29 protein-coding genes and 2 tRNA genes are annotated in these 17,482 nt (G+C 50.8%); 28 read left to right on the forward strand and 3 right to left on the reverse strand.

Going from position 1 to position 17,482, the window contains the following annotated elements; all coding sequences use genetic code 11:
- Position 1: 1 nt before the first annotated feature.
- The 3 genes from ACIS_RS01780 to rlmB form a co-directional block, all read right to left on the reverse strand.
- Positions 2 to 1,684, reverse strand: coding sequence for a 30S ribosomal protein S1 (locus ACIS_RS01780; protein WP_012880525.1), 1,683 nt, complete (start codon positions 1,682 to 1,684; stop codon positions 2 to 4).
- Positions 1,685 to 1,747: 63 nt separating this feature from the next.
- A complete protein-coding gene (cmk, locus tag ACIS_RS01785; RefSeq protein WP_012880526.1) occupies positions 1,748 to 2,422 on the reverse strand; it encodes a (d)CMP kinase in 675 nt (224 codons plus the stop codon).
- Positions 2,412 to 3,200, reverse strand: a complete 789-nt coding sequence (rlmB, locus tag ACIS_RS01790; protein ID WP_012880527.1) for a 23S rRNA (guanosine(2251)-2'-O)-methyltransferase RlmB — start codon at positions 3,198 to 3,200, stop codon at positions 2,412 to 2,414. The genes cmk and rlmB overlap by 11 nt, the downstream gene beginning before the upstream one ends.
- A 164-nt stretch (positions 3,201 to 3,364) precedes the next feature.
- Between rlmB and ACIS_RS01795 the strand changes: the two genes are divergently transcribed.
- From ACIS_RS01795 to ACIS_RS01930, 28 genes are all read left to right on the forward strand, one after another.
- Positions 3,365 to 3,447: transfer RNA gene (locus ACIS_RS01795), tRNA-Tyr, on the forward strand.
- Positions 3,448 to 3,455: 8 nt separating this feature from the next.
- A tRNA-Gly gene (locus tag ACIS_RS01800) sits at positions 3,456 to 3,526 on the forward strand.
- 53 nt (positions 3,527 to 3,579) lie between these two features.
- On the forward strand, positions 3,580 to 4,761 hold the full coding sequence (tuf, locus tag ACIS_RS01805) for an elongation factor Tu (protein WP_012880528.1): 1,182 nt from the start codon (positions 3,580 to 3,582) through the stop codon (positions 4,759 to 4,761).
- A 6-nt stretch (positions 4,762 to 4,767) separates the two neighbouring features.
- Entirely contained in the window at positions 4,768 to 5,085 is a 318-nt protein-coding gene (rpsJ, locus tag ACIS_RS01810; RefSeq protein ID WP_012880529.1) for a 30S ribosomal protein S10, read from the forward strand.
- Between the two features lies 1 nt (position 5,086).
- Positions 5,087 to 5,785, forward strand: a complete 699-nt coding sequence (gene rplC, locus ACIS_RS01815) for a 50S ribosomal protein L3 (RefSeq protein ID WP_012880530.1) — start codon at positions 5,087 to 5,089, stop codon at positions 5,783 to 5,785.
- Positions 5,786 to 5,802: 17 nt separating this feature from the next.
- Positions 5,803 to 6,429 (forward strand): 50S ribosomal protein L4, encoded by a 627-nt coding sequence (gene rplD, locus ACIS_RS01820; RefSeq protein ID WP_012880531.1) that lies wholly within the window; start codon positions 5,803 to 5,805, stop codon positions 6,427 to 6,429.
- Complete coding sequence (locus tag ACIS_RS01825; RefSeq protein WP_012880532.1) at positions 6,422 to 6,709, forward strand: 50S ribosomal protein L23; 288 nt, start codon at positions 6,422 to 6,424, stop codon at positions 6,707 to 6,709. Before rplD ends, ACIS_RS01825 begins: the two co-directional genes overlap by 8 nt.
- Positions 6,706 to 7,539, forward strand: a complete 834-nt coding sequence (gene rplB / locus ACIS_RS01830; RefSeq protein WP_012880533.1) for a 50S ribosomal protein L2 — start codon at positions 6,706 to 6,708, stop codon at positions 7,537 to 7,539. The genes ACIS_RS01825 and rplB overlap by 4 nt, the downstream gene beginning before the upstream one ends.
- A 4-nt stretch (positions 7,540 to 7,543) precedes the next feature.
- On the forward strand, positions 7,544 to 7,825 hold the full coding sequence (rpsS, locus tag ACIS_RS01835) for a 30S ribosomal protein S19 (protein WP_012880534.1): 282 nt from the start codon (positions 7,544 to 7,546) through the stop codon (positions 7,823 to 7,825).
- Between the two features lie 2 nt (positions 7,826 to 7,827).
- Complete coding sequence (gene rplV, locus ACIS_RS01840; protein WP_012880535.1) at positions 7,828 to 8,166, forward strand: 50S ribosomal protein L22; 339 nt, start codon at positions 7,828 to 7,830, stop codon at positions 8,164 to 8,166.
- Between the two features lie 3 nt (positions 8,167 to 8,169).
- Positions 8,170 to 8,805, forward strand: coding sequence for a 30S ribosomal protein S3 (rpsC, locus tag ACIS_RS01845; protein ID WP_012880536.1), 636 nt, complete (start codon positions 8,170 to 8,172; stop codon positions 8,803 to 8,805).
- 12 nt (positions 8,806 to 8,817) lie between these two features.
- Positions 8,818 to 9,231 (forward strand): 50S ribosomal protein L16, encoded by a 414-nt coding sequence (gene rplP, locus ACIS_RS01850; RefSeq protein WP_041651422.1) that lies wholly within the window; start codon positions 8,818 to 8,820, stop codon positions 9,229 to 9,231.
- 2 nt (positions 9,232 to 9,233) lie between these two features.
- On the forward strand, positions 9,234 to 9,440 hold the full coding sequence (gene rpmC, locus ACIS_RS01855) for a 50S ribosomal protein L29 (protein WP_012880538.1): 207 nt from the start codon (positions 9,234 to 9,236) through the stop codon (positions 9,438 to 9,440).
- Complete coding sequence (gene rpsQ / locus ACIS_RS01860; protein ID WP_012880539.1) at positions 9,433 to 9,663, forward strand: 30S ribosomal protein S17; 231 nt, start codon at positions 9,433 to 9,435, stop codon at positions 9,661 to 9,663. Before rpmC ends, rpsQ begins: the two co-directional genes overlap by 8 nt.
- A gap of 12 nt (positions 9,664 to 9,675) precedes the next feature.
- Entirely contained in the window at positions 9,676 to 10,035 is a 360-nt protein-coding gene (gene rplN / locus ACIS_RS01865) for a 50S ribosomal protein L14 (RefSeq protein ID WP_012880540.1), read from the forward strand.
- On the forward strand, positions 10,035 to 10,349 hold the full coding sequence (gene rplX, locus ACIS_RS01870) for a 50S ribosomal protein L24 (protein ID WP_012880541.1): 315 nt from the start codon (positions 10,035 to 10,037) through the stop codon (positions 10,347 to 10,349). Before rplN ends, rplX begins: the two co-directional genes overlap by 1 nt.
- A 6-nt stretch (positions 10,350 to 10,355) precedes the next feature.
- The gene (rplE, locus tag ACIS_RS01875) at positions 10,356 to 10,889 is read left to right on the forward strand and encodes a 50S ribosomal protein L5 (protein WP_012880542.1); all 534 of its coding nucleotides are present in this window, start codon (positions 10,356 to 10,358) and stop codon (positions 10,887 to 10,889) included.
- Positions 10,890 to 10,900: 11 nt separating this feature from the next.
- Entirely contained in the window at positions 10,901 to 11,206 is a 306-nt protein-coding gene (gene rpsN, locus ACIS_RS01880) for a 30S ribosomal protein S14 (protein ID WP_012880543.1), read from the forward strand.
- Between the two features lie 17 nt (positions 11,207 to 11,223).
- A complete protein-coding gene (gene rpsH, locus ACIS_RS01885) occupies positions 11,224 to 11,622 on the forward strand; it encodes a 30S ribosomal protein S8 (RefSeq protein ID WP_012880544.1) in 399 nt (132 codons plus the stop codon).
- An 11-nt stretch (positions 11,623 to 11,633) separates the two neighbouring features.
- Positions 11,634 to 12,179: a 50S ribosomal protein L6 gene (gene rplF, locus ACIS_RS01890; RefSeq protein ID WP_012880545.1), complete on the forward strand. Its 546-nt coding sequence runs from the start codon at positions 11,634 to 11,636 to the stop codon at positions 12,177 to 12,179.
- 9 nt (positions 12,180 to 12,188) lie between these two features.
- On the forward strand, positions 12,189 to 12,554 hold the full coding sequence (rplR, locus tag ACIS_RS01895) for a 50S ribosomal protein L18 (RefSeq protein ID WP_012880546.1): 366 nt from the start codon (positions 12,189 to 12,191) through the stop codon (positions 12,552 to 12,554).
- A 9-nt stretch (positions 12,555 to 12,563) separates the two neighbouring features.
- On the forward strand, positions 12,564 to 13,088 hold the full coding sequence (rpsE, locus tag ACIS_RS01900; RefSeq protein WP_012880547.1) for a 30S ribosomal protein S5: 525 nt from the start codon (positions 12,564 to 12,566) through the stop codon (positions 13,086 to 13,088).
- A 12-nt stretch (positions 13,089 to 13,100) separates the two neighbouring features.
- On the forward strand, positions 13,101 to 13,544 hold the full coding sequence (gene rplO, locus ACIS_RS01905; RefSeq protein WP_012880548.1) for a 50S ribosomal protein L15: 444 nt from the start codon (positions 13,101 to 13,103) through the stop codon (positions 13,542 to 13,544).
- A gap of 23 nt (positions 13,545 to 13,567) precedes the next feature.
- Positions 13,568 to 14,869, forward strand: a complete 1,302-nt coding sequence (secY, locus tag ACIS_RS01910; protein WP_012880549.1) for a preprotein translocase subunit SecY — start codon at positions 13,568 to 13,570, stop codon at positions 14,867 to 14,869.
- On the forward strand, positions 14,851 to 15,504 hold the full coding sequence (locus tag ACIS_RS01915; protein ID WP_012880550.1) for an adenylate kinase family protein: 654 nt from the start codon (positions 14,851 to 14,853) through the stop codon (positions 15,502 to 15,504). Before secY ends, ACIS_RS01915 begins: the two co-directional genes overlap by 19 nt.
- Before the next feature lie 61 nt (positions 15,505 to 15,565).
- Positions 15,566 to 15,937 carry a 30S ribosomal protein S13 gene (gene rpsM, locus ACIS_RS01920; protein WP_012880551.1) on the forward strand — a complete coding sequence of 124 codons (372 nt, stop codon included), beginning with the start codon at positions 15,566 to 15,568 and terminating at the stop codon, positions 15,935 to 15,937.
- A gap of 9 nt (positions 15,938 to 15,946) precedes the next feature.
- Positions 15,947 to 16,321, forward strand: coding sequence for a 30S ribosomal protein S11 (gene rpsK / locus ACIS_RS01925; protein WP_012880552.1), 375 nt, complete (start codon positions 15,947 to 15,949; stop codon positions 16,319 to 16,321).
- Between the two features lie 20 nt (positions 16,322 to 16,341).
- On the forward strand, positions 16,342 to 17,448 hold the full coding sequence (locus ACIS_RS01930; protein ID WP_012880553.1) for a DNA-directed RNA polymerase subunit alpha: 1,107 nt from the start codon (positions 16,342 to 16,344) through the stop codon (positions 17,446 to 17,448).
- The last annotated feature ends 34 nt before the right edge of the window (positions 17,449 to 17,482 follow it).

Genomic DNA, 17,482 nt, shown 5'->3' on the forward strand with positions numbered 1-17,482 from the left:
CCTACTTCAGCGATAAGACAAGACTGTAAGACCCAACCGTCAAAACTTCAGCTTCCACCCTATCACCAGGGAAGAACTTCTTATTTTCGGGCAGGTATTCTTGCTTCACCAGTACGTTGAAGCTCTCCGACCCCTCAAACACGTCAACCAGCACGCCCATATCTTCGAGGACCTTCGAAACTGTGACAACGATCTGGTCGCCAATCCCGACCCTCTTCAGCAAATCAAGAAACGGATCCCGCTCGATCTGCTTAACTCCCAAGTCGATCTTGTTCTTATTCGTGGTGACCATCAATATCTTAGCCTGCACAAGGTCTCCAACACTGTACTGCTTCAGCGCCGCCTCTGGGGAGCTGCTCCAACTCAGCTCCGTGGAGCGAATAAGCCCCTCGATCCCCGATCCAGAGCTGTCATCCTCGAATGAGACAAACATACCCAAACCGCTGATGCTCTTCACTCTGGTCTCAACCACAGACCCAACGGGGTGCCTGTCGATAAACGCCTCCCACGGGTTTTCCTTGCATCTTTTTATGCTCAAGCTCATACGGTTCTTGGCCGCATCCAGGCTTAGGACCTTTGCTTCAACCTCCTCACCACGCATAAAGGTTTGATTTACGGGGAGATGACTCCTCACCCAACTTACCTCAGACACGTGTATCAATCCCTCCACGCCGGTTTCCAACTCCACAAAAATTCCGTAGTCTTCGATACTTGTGACTATTCCCTTGTGTATGCTGTCCACTGGATATCTCTCCTCCACGTTCGCCCAAGGGCTCTCCTCCAGTTGTTTGACCCCCAAGGAGATCTTACGGTTCTCTCTGTCAATCCTGATTATCTTCGCGCGCACCGTCTGCCCGCAAGAAAACACAGCGGAGGGGTGACTAACGCGACTCCAGGAGATATCCGTTATGTGCAATAACCCGTCTACAACCCCAACCGATGGGGACTCGTGTATACCTATGAACACGCCATACTTAGTGATGCTCTTAACTTTGCCCTCGATGATGCTGCCCTCCTCCAGCTGACTTAAGAAAGAATCCTTTGCGTCCGCTAGTGACTCCTCCAGCACTGCTTTCCGCGAAACAACGATGTTCCCCTGCTTCTTGTCCATCTTGAGAATGCGGAACTTCTGCTTCTTGCCCAGTAAGGGAGTGATATCTTTGACCTGACGCAGCCCCACATGGCTCGCGGGCAAAAAGGCCACAACTCCCCCGACGTCCACGGTGTATCCGCACCTAATGGAACCGAAGATAACCCCCTCCACGTCAGTCTTCTCCTCTGCAGCCTTTTCGAGCCTTTGCCACAACTCATCTCTTATCGCCTTCTCGCGGCTGAGGACCACACTGCCGCTCTTGCCCTCAATTTTTTCTAGACAGAGCTTCACCTTGGAGCCGACTGCAACATCTTGCCCGCCATCGCCACCAAGCTCAAACTCCCTGAGGGATACCACGCCTTCGGACTTCAACCCTGCATCGACAGTTATGTATCCTCCGTCCATACAGATCACAGTGCCCTCTATTATTTCCCCTTCCTTTGGCCCCCTATCGAGCAGCTCAGACAAGGCATCAGAAAGATCGGCGTCACCAGACTCTATCTCGTCAAAACCGTGGCTTACAAACCTGTTGGAATACATCCTGTTTATACTACCCAAGGCACCGCCCTGCAAACCCCCACCTGACGACATACACTAAGCCCGCAAACAACGAAAGAAAACAACGAGTGGCAATAATATACCGTTCGCGCAGTTTTACAAGAACGTTTTTATTTTTTCCACCAACTCCCGCAGAGTAGCCGCCCTCTTCATGTGTGAGTTGTTGAGGTAAATAGCATCCCCAGTGCGTACCAAGGGGGCGACACCCCTGTGAGTATCCCTAATGTCTCTGCGCAGCAGGTGGAATAGCACACTCTTGTACATTACCCTGCGGGTAGAGTTGCGCAACTGTTTGAAACGCCTTCGCGCCCTGACCGACACATACGCGCTGACAAAGATCTTCACATCGGCATTGGGACATACGACGGAAGCGATATCCCTTCCATCTACAACAACACCCCGCGAAGCATTGAGCACAAACTGTTGCTGTATCGGCAGCAATGCGGATCTGACCTTGCCATCTCTGGCAAGTATTGATGCCATCCTTCCAACGCGCTCGCCATGGTACTCCGGGCTATCATGGTTCAGCGCTGCCAGGATTTCTTCCTTTTCCTCTGTGCTGAGCCGAATTTCTGCGTTGCTGCTCTGGGCTTGCAAGTATTTATGCAAAAACCTGACCGCAAAAACCCTGTACAACTTTCCGGTGTTTAGGTGTTGCATACGAAAAGCGCTGGCTATCCCCTTGGCGAGCGTTCCCTTTCCGGAACAAGACGGCCCATCGATGGCTATAACTAAGCGCCTACCGCGCCGATTGTTCAAGCTATTGGTCATGAACACTCCTGTGCAGCTGCAAGTAACTCGAATATAGCACTATCGCGGCCGCATTGGACACGTTCAGACTATTTATTCGTGCTGACATCGGAATTTTGACCAGATGGTCACAGTGCTCTCGCGTCAGTCTCCTTATACCCTTTCCCTCCGATCCCAGTATTATAGCTCTACGTTCGCAAAAACTAATTTCATGCAAAGCTTTGTCCCCGTCTACATCCATACCGTAGCACCAGTATCCATTTTGCTTCAAGTACTCCATCGTCTTGACCAGATTGCCCACTCGCACTACCGGAACAAGATCTGCGGCTCCACTGGACACCCTCGTAATGATGCAGTTTTCAGAAGGGGAATGATGCTCCGGTAAGATGACCGCATCCACGTCAAAACAAGCAGCTGACCTGACTATCGCACCCACGTTGTTGATGTCCGTAACTTGGTCCAGAAGAACCACGGTGGAAGCCGTAAAAGCGGAGCCCGACACTATATCCTCCACTCTTAGTTTGTCACCGTCACGCCCGAAAAGCTTGCCAACCCTGAGCGCGATTCCTTGATGCACCGTCCTGCCGTGACCCCAAATCTTGCCGATCTCCTCTGCCGCAACCCTCCTTGGACGTATGCCCTTGTTCTGCGCCATACGCGCAACTTCTGGATGCTTCTTCAAGAACTCTCCAGTAACAAGCAGTTCTCTGCACACCCTGTTCGGGTTCTGGAGGGCAGAAATGCACACATGCCTACCGCATATCCACATGCATTCCTCGTGGTTTCTGGTGCGACCCATAACTTTGTTGTTGTAAAGCCTAAAAATTTTGCTAACGTATGCATTGACGTATTGTAGGGTTTAATTTCTCTGAATCAACTCTAGAATCGCAGTTGGTTTTTTTGTATTGCTTTTGTGAATTATGTGCTATTACAGGGGCGTCGCTTTTTTGGCTGAGTCTCAGGGGAGGGGTGGCCGAGTGGTCAAAGGCAGCAGACTGTAAATCTGCCCACTTATGTGTACGTAGGTTCAAATCCTACCTCCTCCACGGCTGTTGCGGGTATAACTCAGTGGTAGAGTAGCAGCCTTCCAAGCTGCCCGCGTGGGTTCGATTCCCATTACCCGCTCTTTGAAAGGTATCTTGTCGCTGTGATGTGTTGTTTTGTTTTGGGGTAATTTTATGACAGAAGGGAGAAAGCCGCACATAAACGTAGGTACGATAGGGCATGTTGACCACGGGAAGACCACGTTAACGGCTGCGCTTACTGCGGTATTGACAAGAAGGCTCAGTGGGGCGAACAAGGTAGTGAAGTACGACGAGATAGACAAGGCACCTGAGGAGAGAGCTCGTGGCATTACCATTTCCACAGCGCATGTAGAGTACGAGACGGAGAGCAGGCACTATGCGCATGTAGACTGTCCTGGTCATGCGGACTACATAAAGAACATGATAACTGGTGCTGCGCAGATGGACGTGGCGATACTGGTAGTTTCTGCGACTGATGGAGCGATGCCACAGACTCGTGAGCACATACTACTAGCCAAGCAGGTGGGTGTGAAGGACATAGTCACATGGATAAACAAGTGTGACGTGGTTGAAGATGAAGAAATGCTGTCGATAGTTGAGATGGAGGTCAGGGAGCTTCTGAGCAACTATGGGTATGACGGTGACAGTGTTGACGTAGTTAGGGGGTCTGCGGTCAAGGCATTGGAGGAAGGTTCTGATGGTCCGTGGAGTGAGAAGATCATGGAGCTAGTTGGGGCACTGGAGAAGATAGAGCTCCCGGTTAGAGAGAAGGACAAGCCATTTTTGATGTCTGTTGAAGACGTATTCTCAATTCCCGGTCGTGGCACAGTAGTTACGGGTAGGATTGAGAGAGGAGTAATAAAGGTAGGAGACAAAGTGGACATTGTGGGTCTGAGGGATCTGCAGAGCACGGTGTGCACTGGGGTTGAGATGTTCCATAAGGCCTTAGAGACTGGTGAAGCTGGGGACAACGCTGGCATACTGCTAAGGGGCATCAAGAAGGAAGATGTGGAGCGGGGTCAGGTATTGAGTGCACCTGGTCAGATGTGCTCATACAAAGCATTCAAAGCGGAGGTATACGTTCTGAAGAAGGAGGAAGGGGGGAGGCACACTCCATTCTTCTCGAACTACCAGCCTCAGTTTTACGTACGTACTACCGACGTTACTGGAAGCATAAAGTTACCCAGTGGGGTTGAGATGGTAATGCCTGGTGATAATCTCAGCATCGAGGTCACTCTGGACAAACCTGTTGCTCTTGATAAGGGGCTGAGGTTTGCAGTTCGGGAAGGTGGAAGAACCGTCGGCTCCGGTATCATAACTGAGATTTTGGAGTAGTGGCTCATGGTAACACAGAAGATATACATTGAGCTTAAAGCGTTCGACCATTGCTTGCTCGATAGGTCTGCTCGCAGTATTATTCTGATTGCGAGGAGGAGCGGTGCCAAGGTCAATGGTCCCGTGTTTTTCCCCCGCAGGATTGCGAGGTTCATTGTTAATCGATCGACTCATGTCGACAAGAAGTCTAGGGAGCAGTTTGAGATCAGAACGCATAAGAGGTTGATTAGTCTTCCCAAAGCCAATTCTGCCATACTCCAGGCCCTCATGAGCCTTCAGCTGCCAGCTGGTGTTGATGTTAAGGTCAAGGTCGTAGGAGGGTAACGTGGCGACTGGAAGCAGAGTTGGTCTGTTGATGAAGAAAATTGGTAATACTGCGGTATTCGGGGATTCAGGCGCTAGGGTCCCGGTGACCTTGTTGCTGTTGGAGGATACTCTTGTCGTAGAGGTGAAAAGGCGTGATGTGCATGGGTATGACGCGGTTGTGCTTGGTGTGCGTCGGCCTGGGCGTTTGAATAAGCCGCAGGTGTGCGCGCTGAGGAAGAAGGGAATAGATGTGGATTGCCACCTGTTTGAGTCCAGGGTGGATGCGGTTGATGGCATCGAGCCCGGTAGTAGGATCTCGGTGGATCATTTTTTCCAGGGTCAGTTTGTGGATGTTGCCGGACGCTCCATAGGTAGGGGTTTTGCTGGCGTTATGAAAAGGCATAACTTTAGGGGGTTACGGGCGTCTCACGGTGTTTCCATATCTCATAGGTCGCAAGGGTCTACTGGGCAGTGCCAAGATCCGGGTAGAGTGTTCAAGGGTAAGAAGATGGCCGGGCACATGGGTTGTAGTATGTCGGTTGTGCAGAATCTAAGGGTAGTTCTAGTGGATTCCGAAAGGTCGTTGCTTGTTGTTGAAGGCACCAACGTCCCTGGTTCTTGCGGGTCATATGTGTTGGTGAGGGATGCTGTGAAAAAACCTGTACCGGGAGGTGGCAATGTGGTAGCTGCTCAGCCTTCTGTAGGCGCTGCTGGTTAAGGAGGTAAGGGGCGTTTATGGAAGTTAATGTGGTAAACATCAAGAATGAAGTGGTTGGCCAGTTGGAGCTCAATGCTTCGGTGTTTGGTGTGCAACCCAGGCGTGATGTGCTGAGAGATGTGGTGGATTGGCAGCTTGCCAAGAGACGTGCTGGCACGCACAAAACCAGGTGTATATCTGATGTGCGCGGTACCACGGCTAAGCCTTACAGACAGAAGCATACCGGTAGGGCCAGGCAGGGTAGCTTGCGTAGCCCGCAATTTCGAGGAGGTGCGGTGGTGTTTGGCCCTGTGAACAGGAGTCATGCGTACTCTCTGAACAAAAAGGTGCGTAGGTTGGGGCTGAAGGTTGCGCTGTCTATGAAAGTGTCCGATAGTAAACTTGTGGTGTTGGACGACTCAGGCTTGGTTTTGGAAAAAACCGCTGATGCGCGCGCGGCTTTCGGTAATTTCGGTGCATACGGGTCCTATTTGGTAGTTGCCGAGGGGTACGAGGACAAAGTTGCATGCGCATGTAGGAATCTTCCTAATGTTGACCTGTTGAAATATGCTGGCATAAACGTCCTAGATATACTGCGACACGATTGCGTAATCCTGACTGTTGGTGCGGTTAAGTGTCTTGAGAGTAGGTTGTGTAATGGATAGTTTGTCGGTAGTTTCCTCTCCCGTGGTTACGGAGAAGTCGGTTTCGCTGAGTGAGGGGTGTAATAGATATGCGGTCTACGTTGCTGTTGGTGCTACTAAGCCTCAGATTAGGCGCGCTATAGAGCTGCTGTGTGGGGAGGCTCCCGTGGATGTGTGCTCACTCAGAGTCAAGGGTAAGAGGAAGCGTTGTAAGGGTGTTCCCGGACGGAGAAAGGATAGGAAGAAGGTTTACTTTTCTCTGCCCAAAGATAAGGAATTCAAGATTGTGGGGGCGAAATGAGTCTCAAGGTTCTGAATCCCATTACTCCTTCCCTTAGAGGGACCGTTGTGGTCAGCAGGCTTGCGCTATGGAGGGGTAAACCTGAGAAGTCACTGGTTGTTGGCAAAGTCTCCAGTGGAGGCAGGAACGCGCGTGGTGTGGTCACCGTGCGCCATCGTGGAGGGGGTCACAAGCGGCTGTACAGGGTGGTGGACCTTAAAAGGAGCAAGGATGGAGTGCCGGCCGTTGTGCAGCGGTTGGAGTACGATCCGAATCGTACTGCTTTTTTGGCCTTAGTCCGCTATGAGGATGGGGAGTTGTCATACATCTTGGCTCCCGACGGATTGAAGGTTGATGATATGGTTGTTTCAGGTGCAGGGGCGGATGTGCTTCCTGGGAACTGTCTGCAACTCAACTCGATACCGGCTGGAACTTTTGTGCACAATGTAGAGCTTAGGCCGGGTAGTGGTGGCGTCATAGCCAGGGCGGCTGGTAGCTACGCCCAGGTTATGGGTAGAGATGGTGCGTATGTCCTGCTGAGGCTTGGTTCCGGAGAGGTGAGGAAGGTTTTGTCCATATGTAGGGCCACCGTAGGTGTTGTCTCGAATTTGAACAATCAGAATATAAAACTCGGAAAGGCGGGTAGGAGTAGGTGGCTTGGTTTTAGGCCTGCTGTTCGTGGTGTTGCTATGAACCCTGTAGACCACCCGCACGGTGGTGGGGAAGGTAAGACCTCTGGTGGTAGGAACTCTGTTACCCCGTGGGGTGTGCCGACCAAGGGTAAGAAAACCCGAAAACGTGGCAAGCACAGCGATAAGTATATAAAGATTTCATCTGTCAGGAGGAGGTAATTGCATGTCTCGGTCGGTTAAAAAACCTCCTTTCTGCGCTCCGCATGTACTGCGCCTTGCGAATAGGGCGATTGCATCCAACAGGAACGTAATAATAAACATACACTCAAGATCCTCGGTTATCCTGCATAAGTTTATAGGGTTGACCTTTGGGGTTCATAACGGAAAGACCTATGTGCCAGTGAAGGTTACTGACAACATAGTGGGGCGGAAGTTTGGGGAGTTTTCTCCTACCAGGCGGTTTCTGGGGCATGCGGGTGATAAGAAAGTGTCCAGAAAGGGTTAGTTATGACTACTGTTATCAGTGCTAGGGTGTCGGGTCTCAGGTCCACGCCGTCTAAGTTGAATCTGGTTGCGGACTTGATAAGGGGTCAGGATGTGTCTACGGCGGTCATGTACCTGAGGTTTTGCAGGAAGAAAGCCGCGTTTCTCGTTGGAAAGGTGCTCAAGTCTGCCATGGCCAACGCCCAAGCTAACTACGATGTTGACTTGGACAGTTTGTATGTGAAGGAGGTTTTGGTTGGTAAATCCTTCACTTTGCGTAGGGTTCGACCCAGAGCGCGGGGCAAGGCGTGCAGGGTCAGGAAACGGTATGGGAGCATTGTCATTAGATTGTTGGAAAGGTAACTTATGGGGCAGAAGTCTAATCCTATTGGGTTAAGGTTGAGGATAGTTGGGACTTGGGATTCGCTTTGGTATGCTAATGGGGGGTATGCGTCTAAGCTGCACGAAGACCTTCTCCTGCGTAGTTTTGTCAAAAAGACCTTCCACCATGCCGCGGTCAGTAGGGTTGTGATTGCAAGAAAGGTTGACGCTGTGATAGTGAATATACACTCCGCGCGTCCCGGGGTCATAATTGGCAAAAAGGGCACCGACATAGATAGGGTTAAGCAGAGAATCGCCAAGATGGTCAATCATGATGTCGAACTCCATATAGTGGAGGTGAAGAAGCCTGATCTGAAGGCTGCCCTAATAGCCGAGAATATAGCGCAGCAGCTGGAGAAGAGGGTATCGTTCAGGAGGGCTATGAAGCGGGGTGTTCAGAACTGCTTGAAACTTGGCGCCAGAGGGGTTAAGGTCAGTTGCTCCGGGCGGCTGGGTGGAGCGGAGATTGCGAGAACTGAATGGTATAAGGAAGGCAGCGTGCCCCTGCACACTTTTAGGGCTAATATAGACTATAGCTGCGCTGAGGCCAAGACCATATACGGGATTGTTGGCGTAAAGGTCTGGGTGCATGTTGGCGATTCTAGGACTGGTGTTGAGTGAGATACTGCTATGTTGTTTGTGCCGAAAAAAACTAAGTATTCTAAGAGCTTCAAGGGGCGTATAAAAGGGCACACCAAGGGCGGTAGCGAGCTGGCCTTTGGTTCATGTGGGCTTAAGGCATTGGAGCCGTGTAGGCTAACTTCCAAGCAAATTGAGTCGGCCAGGCGTAGTATATCAAGAAGCCTTAAGCGTGTGGGTAAGGTGTGGATAAGGGTGTTCTGTCACCTCCCCGTGAGCAAGAAACCCGTTGATGTGCGTATGGGTAAGGGTAAGGGTAGCATAGATATGTGGGTGTGCAGGGTGCAGCCCGGTAGAGTGCTGTTCGAGATAGGCGGGGTTTCATCTGTTTTGGCTAGGGAGGCCCTGAGGAAGGCGAGTGCGAAGCTGCCTATGAGATGTAGTTATATTGAAGATGGGTTGAGGTAGGTATGGGTTCTTCCGTGAATGCAGAGGAGAAGTCTTCCAAAGAGCTGCGCGAGCAGCTGGTGTCCCTACGCAGGAGTTTAGTCGCTCAGGCGTTTGAAGGCAAAGGGGGCTCGTCTGCTGGTGGTATGAAGCGGAGCGCAATTAAGAAGGAGATAGCCAGAGTGCTTACCGCGCTGAGTTGGAAAAGGGTAAGAGGTGGCGATGTCTAAGAGGGTTCTGGTGGGTGTTGTCACGGATGCCAGGCGTGACAAGACAGTGAAAGTCTCGGTCTACCGTATGGTGCATCATAAGGTATACAGAAAGATCGTCAAGAAGTGCAGGGTCTACTCTGTGCACGACGAACACAATAGGTGTAAGCGTGGTGATGTGGTCAAGATTAGGGAACACATTCCTGTGTCTGCCACTAAAAGGTGGATTGTGGTAGATGGTTGAGGTAGTTTCTGTATGATACAAAAAAATGCGATCTTGGATGTGGCGGACAACTCCGGCGCTCGTAAGGTGCTGTGTATAGGGTTTCTGGGCGGCAAGAAGCGCGCCTTGGTAGGGGATGTGGTAGTTGTGTCTGCAAGGGTGGTTGCTCCCAGAGGGAAAGTGAGCAAGGGTAGGGTCTACAGAGCCGTTGTTGTGAGGACCAAGGGCCCGATCCGTCGCTTGGATGGCAGTATTATCAGGTTTTCTAGCAACGCTGTTGTGCTGGTGAACGACCAGGGTGACCCCCTGGGTACAAGGGTCTTCGGCCCTGTTAGGAAGCTGCCTGTTGGTGAGTTTACCAAGGTTATGTCCTTGGCTGTGGAGGTTTTGTAATGGCTAGGATTGTTAGCGGAGATGATGTAATCGTCATAGCCGGGGGCGATAAGGGTAAGATTGGTAAGGTTGTTAAGGTTCTGAGAAAGGGGGGGCGTGTGTTGGCCAAAGTTGCCGGGGTCGCTCTCTGTCGGAAGAGTGTGAAGCCTACCAAGGATAGAGAAGGTGGTATTTTCAGTGTGGAAAGGTTCGTAGACATTTCCAATGTTGCTTTGTTTGATAGTGAGGCCGGTGTGCGCGCCAAAGTGGGCTACAAGTTTGTGGATGGAAAGAAGGTGCGGTATCTTAAGGGCTCTGGCCGAGTGTTAGATTAGGTTTGTATGCTAGGAAGTTTGTGTAAGGAAGCTGTGGCGCGATCTCTTATGAGCAAGCTAGGCCGCAGTAGCGTCATGCAGGTGCCTAAGGTGGTGAAGGTTTGCCTCAACATGGGTATAGGCATTGGGGCGATGGACAGCAAAGTCATGGATGCGTGTAGCAGGGATTTGGCCTTGATATCGGCGCAGAAGCCTGTGGTAACTCGTGCGAGGCGCTCTATTGCTGGTTTCAAGATACGTAAGGGTTTTCCTATAGGCTGCATGGTTACCCTGAGGGGTAGGAAGATGTACGAGTTTTTGGATAGGCTCATTAACATCGCGCTTCCCCGCGAGCGGGATTTCAAGGGGTTGTCTATGTCGCAGTTTGATGGGCATGGGAACATATCCTTCGGGGTGAGAGAGCACATATCTTTCCTTGAGGTGGACTACGACAAGATAGACAAGGTACGCGGCTTTGATATTAGTGTGGTTACTACCGCGAAGAATGATGATGATGCCAAGGCTTTGCTTGTCGAGCTTGGGTTTCCTTTTGTGAATTAGTTGGGGGTGTAGTGTCTAGAAAGTCTGTTGTGCAGAGGAATCTGAAGCGTATTGCCGTCTCTGCGCGGTTGTCGGAGAAGAGGCGCGCTCTGGTGCGTATCATAAAGGATGAGAGTTTGCCTATGCCAGAAAGGTTTGCCGCTCAGGTGAAGCTGTCTAAAATGCCGAGAGATTCTTCGTACATTAGGATTAGAAATAGATGCCTGGTCACTGGCAGGCCTCGTGGTTACTACAGGAAGTTCATGGTGTCTCGTATAGTGCTGCGTCAGCTCGGTTCGGTAGGGCAGATACCCGGCTTGACGAAGTCGAGTTGGTAAATAGAGGGAGGTTGGCTGTGTCGTTATCCGATCCGATTGCTGATTTTTTAACCCGCCTGCGTAATGGGCAAGCGGGTATGAACAAAGTGGTGTCTGTGCCCCATTCCAAGGTGGTTAAGGCCATATTGAGCATCCTGCTTGCAGAGGGCTACATAGAAGGCTTTACTGAGGAATCCAAGAGTTCTGGGATAAGATACTTCAAGGTGTGCCTCAAGTACTACAACTGTGCTCCGGTTATCAAAAAGATAGTACGTGTTTCTCGTCCAGGTAAGAGGGTGTATTCTTCTGCTGATAGGCTGCCGAAATTTTACAACGGCCTGGGTGTGTACATAGTGTCAACGTCGCAGGGGGTGATGCTGGATTATAGGGCACGTAAGCTCGGCATTGGTGGCGAGATTTTGTGCGGTGTTTTTTAGGGGAGTGTGCTGTGTCTAGAGTTGGGGCGATGCCCATAGATGTTCCTGAGGGTGTGAAGGTGGATGTGCGTGATGGTAGTGCCGTGACCGTAGTCGGCAAGGACGGGAGGTCCTCTTCTTTCTCCCTCTGCCATGGTGTGCGGGCTGTGCTTGATGGAAACACCCTGCTGCTTGTGAATGAGCGCCAATCCTCTCCTAGGGCGAAGGTGATGTGGGGCTCGTACAGAAGCAACATCAGTAACGCTATTGAGGGGTTATCCAAGGGGTTTTCTGTGGAGCTTGAAGTTAATGGTGTTGGGTACAGAGTTGTGTGTGACGGCAAGTATTTATCAATGTTTGTTGGATTCAGCCATGGAGTGAGGTATGTGATTCCGGACGGGATAGAGATCAAGTGTCCCAAGCCCACTCAACTCGTAATCAGGGGTTCTGACAAAATCAAGGTACACATGGTGGCAGCTGATATATGCTCGATAAGGCAGTATGATCCCTACAAGGGCAAGGGCATATTCGTCAAAGGGGAGTACATGTACCGAAAGGAAGTTAGTAAGAAGAAGTAGGGGCTAGCTATGTCGTTATGTGATTTGAGGAGGGCTACGAGGCGTAAGAGGCGGGTAAGGATGAAGCTGAGGTCGTTGTCAAGTGTGCGGCTTTCCGTGTTTAAATCTAACAGGCACTTTTACGCCCAGCTTATAGACGATGAAAAGGGCGCCACTGTGGCTGCTGCCTCTACCCTTGAGCCCGATGTCTTGGCTGTGGCCAAAAGGCGGGTAAACTCGGAGGCTGCAAAGGTGGTTGCAAGATTATTTGCTGGTCGTCTGGATGGCTTAGATGCCGGCTACCGCAAGTTCGTGCTTGATCGCGGTTCATGCAGGTACATAGGTGTGGTGGCTGCATTTGCTGATGAGTTGAGAAGTCTTGGTTTTGAGTTTTAGGTTGTTCTGATGAGTGTTGATAAAAAGCCGCGCACCGCGCACGATTCCCATGATCTGTCAGAGTTGTTGGTGTCTGTACGTAGGGTTTCCAAGGTCGTGAAGGGAGGTAGGAGGTTTTCCTTCTCTGTACTTGTTGTGGTAGGTGATGAGAAGGGTAGAGTGGGCTGCGGCATGGGCAAGCATGCGGAAGTTTCTGAAGCCAAAATCAAGGCAGTAAACGCCGCGAAGAAGAGCATGATAAGGGTGTATCTTCGCGAGTCAAGGACGCTGCATCACGATGTGGAAGCGAAATTCTGCGCAAGTAGGGTTGTTCTCAGGTCGGCCAGGGTTGGTACCGGGATCATTGCCGGTGGCTCTGTCAGGGCGGTATTTGAGGTGTTGGGTGTGCAGGATGTTGTTGCGAAAATCATCGGATCCTCCAACCCTCACAGCGTGATTTACGCAGTGTTTTCTGCCTTCAAAAATATGCTGTCTCCCAAGCAGGTTGCGGGCAAGAGGAGCCGTAAGGTTGGTGAGGTAATAGAGAATAGGTGACAGGTCTTTACTATGAAACTAAATGAATTGTTTGCCGGTTTGCCCAAGCGCAAGGGGCCTAAGGTTTTAGGTAGGGGCCTGGGATGCGGTAAGGGTAAAACCTCTGGCAGGGGGCACAAAGGCCAGAAAGCTAGGTCTGGGTGTGCTGTGAATGGGTTCGAAGGGGGGCAACAGCCCATATTTACCCGTCTTCCCAAAAGGGGGTTCAGGTCCGTGTCTCGGGTTGAGTACGAGATAGTGAATCTTGGTGCTGTGCAGAAGTTGATTGACGGAAAAAAGATTGTTGATGTCTCCAATATCAGCAAAGAGCTGATGGCAAAACTAGGCATGATATCCTCGCCGGCGAGCAAGGTGAAGGTTTTGGGCAAGGGTGCGCTCAAAGCAGCGAAGGTAGGGATAAGTTACGATGCGGTGTCAAAGGCTGCTGGGAAGAAGGTCTACTTGCCAGAGGGTTGAGTGATTCTTAAGGAAGGTTTGTTGTGAAGGTGGGTTCGCGAGGCAATATTGGGCTGCTCTGGAGGTTTGGGTTCACGCTGCTCGCCTTGATAGTATATCGCTTGGGCACCTATGTACCCATCCCCGGGGTTAATCCCAGTGTCGTGGAAGACATAGTCTCTAGCCACGCGACAGGCGTTCTGGGCATCTTCAATGTGTTCTCTGGAGGCGCTCTAGGCAGGATGACTGTTTTCGCGCTCAACGTCATGCCGTACATAGTTTCATCCATAATAGTGCAGCTCCTCTCCGTGGCTATACCTGCCCTGAATGAGATGAGGCAAGATGGCGAGCTTGGTAGGATGAAGATGGGCACCTATACAAGGTATCTATCCGTGGTTTTTTGTGTCATACAGGGGTTGGTTATACTCTTGGGGTTGGAGCGCATGAACTCTGATGAGGTTATGGTAGTCATAAACCCGGGGGCAATGTTCCGGGTTGTTGGGATCAGTAGCCTACTTGCCGGAACCATGTTTCTGCTCTGGCTTGGAGAAAGGATCAATGCGAAAGGCATAGGCAATGGTATTTCCCTCATAATTTTTGTGGGAATAATTTCCGAGCTACCTAGTTCGATATCCTCCGTGTTTTTACTGGGAAAAAACGGGGAGGTTTCGGGGCTAGTGGTTCTGTCGATACTGGCAGCGTTTTTTGCCCTATTCTTATTGATAATTTTTTTTGAGAGGTCGTACAGGAAAGTCTTCGTTCAGTACCCGAAACGGCAGACTGGTGGCCGTTTTTACAACAGCGGTTCTAGTTACATTCCGCTAAAGATAAATACCGCGGGTGTTATACCTCCAATTTTTGCTAACGCCCTGCTGCTATCCTTCATCTCACTTGTGAGGTTTCATTCTGGGTCTGAGTGGGCCGATTTGCTACTAGGGTACTTTTCCTCTGAGGGTGTTCTGTACGTCTCCGTATATATAGCGCTGATAATGTTTTTTACCTTCTTCTACACTTCGCTTGTGTTTGATACGAAGGAGACTTCAGAGATGCTGAAGAAAAATGGAGGGTTTATTCCCGGGAAGCGCCCTGGCAAGGCGACCCAGGAGTATTTTGACCAGGTTATAGGTAGGATCACGGTCCTAGGGGCGGTGTACTTGTCTGTTGTGTGCGTTGTGCCGGAAATTATCCGGCACTACTGTGCCGTTTCGTTTACTCTGGGGGGTACCAGCTTCTTGATTATCGTGAATGTCATAAATGACACGTTCTCTCAGGTTCAGACTCAGGTGTACTCTGGCAGATATAGCGCGTTGATGAAGAAATCTGAGTTATGGAAAAAGGCAAAGTAAACCTGCTCATTTTGGGGGCTCCTGGCTCTGGCAAGGGAACGCAGGCGCGCATGTTGGCTGAGTACTCGGATGGTCGCCTGCAAGTGGTGTCCATGGGTGATCTGCTGCGCAGCGAGTCTCGTAAACGCACTGAAGTGGGTAAGGAGATAGAAAGCGTAATGCGTGCAGGCCTCCTTGTCGATGATGCACTTGTGTGCGAGATTCTGTTCAGCAAGCTTAGAAAAGTAGGTCGGGGATTTTTATTGGATGGGTTTCCAAGAAATCTGCTCCAGGCCAAGTTTTTAGCGGTTGTCCTACAGTTAATGGGCTGCAAGATCGATGTCGTGATAAAGTTGGAGGTGGATGCGGAAGTTGTGGAACGCAGGCTGAATGGGCGTCTGATATGCAGAGATTGCGGTAAGGTGTCAAATGCGAGTTTCGGCACAGTTGTATGCGATGAGTGCGGTTGTCGTGATTATATTAGCAGGAACGATGATACAGCGGAAACAGTAAAGCGCAGGATCGCGGAGTATGAGTTTGTGATTGGGGAGCTGGAAGAATATTACGGAGAGCTGGTGACGAGGGTGGACAGCAATAGATCCGTGGGCGAAGTATTTCAGACTATAAGGGATATAGTAGATGTCCTAAATAACTAGTTGACGGTGGGTGGTACATTTGCTATACAGAAGTTTCGCTGGTGTTTTATAGGGGTTCTTAGTGGCGCGTATAGGTGGGGTTAATGTCCCCGTGAATAAGCGTGTTGTGGTCGCCTTAACGTACATATATGGTATCGGTCCGTCTTTGGCCAGCAAGATCTGCAAAGGTTGCGGTATAAGCGAGGATGCACTCGTGTCCTCCCTTGGTGACGAGGATGTAGTTAAGATCAGGAACTTCATAAGGTCTGGTTGTGTTGTTGAGGCTGACCTGAGGAAAGAGGTGGCTATGAACATCAAGTTTCTGATGGACATAGGTTGCTACAGGGGTTTGCGCCATAGGAAAAAGCTTCCCGTGCGGGGTCAGAGAACGCACACGAATGCCAGGACCCGCAAGGGCGGCACCAGACTGGCTGTTGCTGTCAAGAAGGGGTAGTGGAGTTGTATGGCGGTAGTTAAGAAAAGGAGAAACGTCGTTGTCGGTAGGGTGCATATTTATGCCACCTATAACAACGTGATCGTGACGATTGCTGATCAGCAGGGGCACGTTCTCATTACCACGTCGGCCGGAGCTTGCAGCTTCAAGGGCTCCAAGAAGGCAACCCCTTATGCTGCTCAGGAGACTGTTGCAAGAGCGGTGAAGGCTGTTGTTGAGCGGAATGGTATGAGGACCGTGTCGGTGTGCATATCTGGCCCCGGTGCCGGTAGGGAGGCTGCCATAAGGGCGGTTCAGACCTGTAACCTCAACGTGACGTCCATAAGGGATACTACTAAGCTCCCTCACAATGGATGTAAACTGCCGAAGAGGCGCAGGGTATAGTTTTTGTTTGCGGGAGATTTATGGCGATTTCTGATAGTGGGGGAGGCTCCGTTGGTTTGTGCTATGGCGGCGAGTTCTCGATCTCTGATCACTGGGATAGGTTGACCAGGCCCTCTTCCATAAAGGTTGTGGGTGATGGCGATGTGTCGCGCTCCGCTGAGTTGATTGTGGAGCCCCTGGAGAGCGGGTTCGCTCTCACTTTGGGTAATGCGCTCAGGCGTGTTATGATGTCTTCCCTGAGGGGCTTTGCTGTGTACGGAATAGAGGTTGAGGGTGTGTCGCACGAGCTCACGTCCCTGTCTGGAGTCCGGGAGGACGTTGCGGATTTGGTGCTCAACCTCAGCATGCTAAGGGTTAAGCTTTTGACCTCTGAGTCCAGGGTTTTGCGCCTTGTTGCTAAGGGTCCTGGAGAGGTCACTGCGGCTGCCATAGGTGATTCCGAGGGTTGTGTTATTTTGAACAAGGACCTGCATATCTGCACTTTGGGTAAAGATGCCAACTTCAGTATGAAGATATACGTGAACAGCGGGAAGGGCTATGTCCCCGCTTCTGAGTACAGAGCGGCTTCCAGGTCTGGCGCCACTAGCGAGGCAGGCCCTGGTTTTATTGCTACTAATGCGCTCTACAGTCCCGTGAAGAAGGTTGCGTTCAGGATCGAGAGCAGTAGAATAGGCCAGTTCACCGATTATGACAAACTTGTTATTTCGGTTGAGACGGATGGCTCTATATCCCCAGACGAGGCCGTGGCTGTCTCTGCCAGGGTGTTGCAGGACCAGCTTCAAGCGTTTATAGGCTCTGAGGAAGTAGAGGGAGAATCGCCCGTCAGGAAGAAAGTTGATAAGGAAGAAGGGGCGCTGCCCTATGATCATAATCTGCTTCGCAAGGTTGATGAGCTGGAGCTTTCTGTAAGGTCCCACAATTGTCTGAAAAATGATAACATAACGTACATAGGTGACCTTGTTCAGAAGACGGAGTCCGACATGTTACGTACTCCCAACTTCGGTAGGAAGTCCCTGAATGAGATAAACGAGGTTCTAGCGAGCATGAACCTTCATCTGGGTATGAAAGTTCCTAATTGGCCGCCTGAGTCTATTGAGAATCTTAGTAAGCAGTATAGTGAGGATTAGTCGTGGATTCTGCGCATGTGGTAGTAGGTGAGGG

The organism is Anaplasma centrale str. Israel (genome assembly GCF_000024505.1).
Lineage (GTDB): Bacteria > Pseudomonadota > Alphaproteobacteria > Rickettsiales > Anaplasmataceae > Anaplasma > Anaplasma centrale.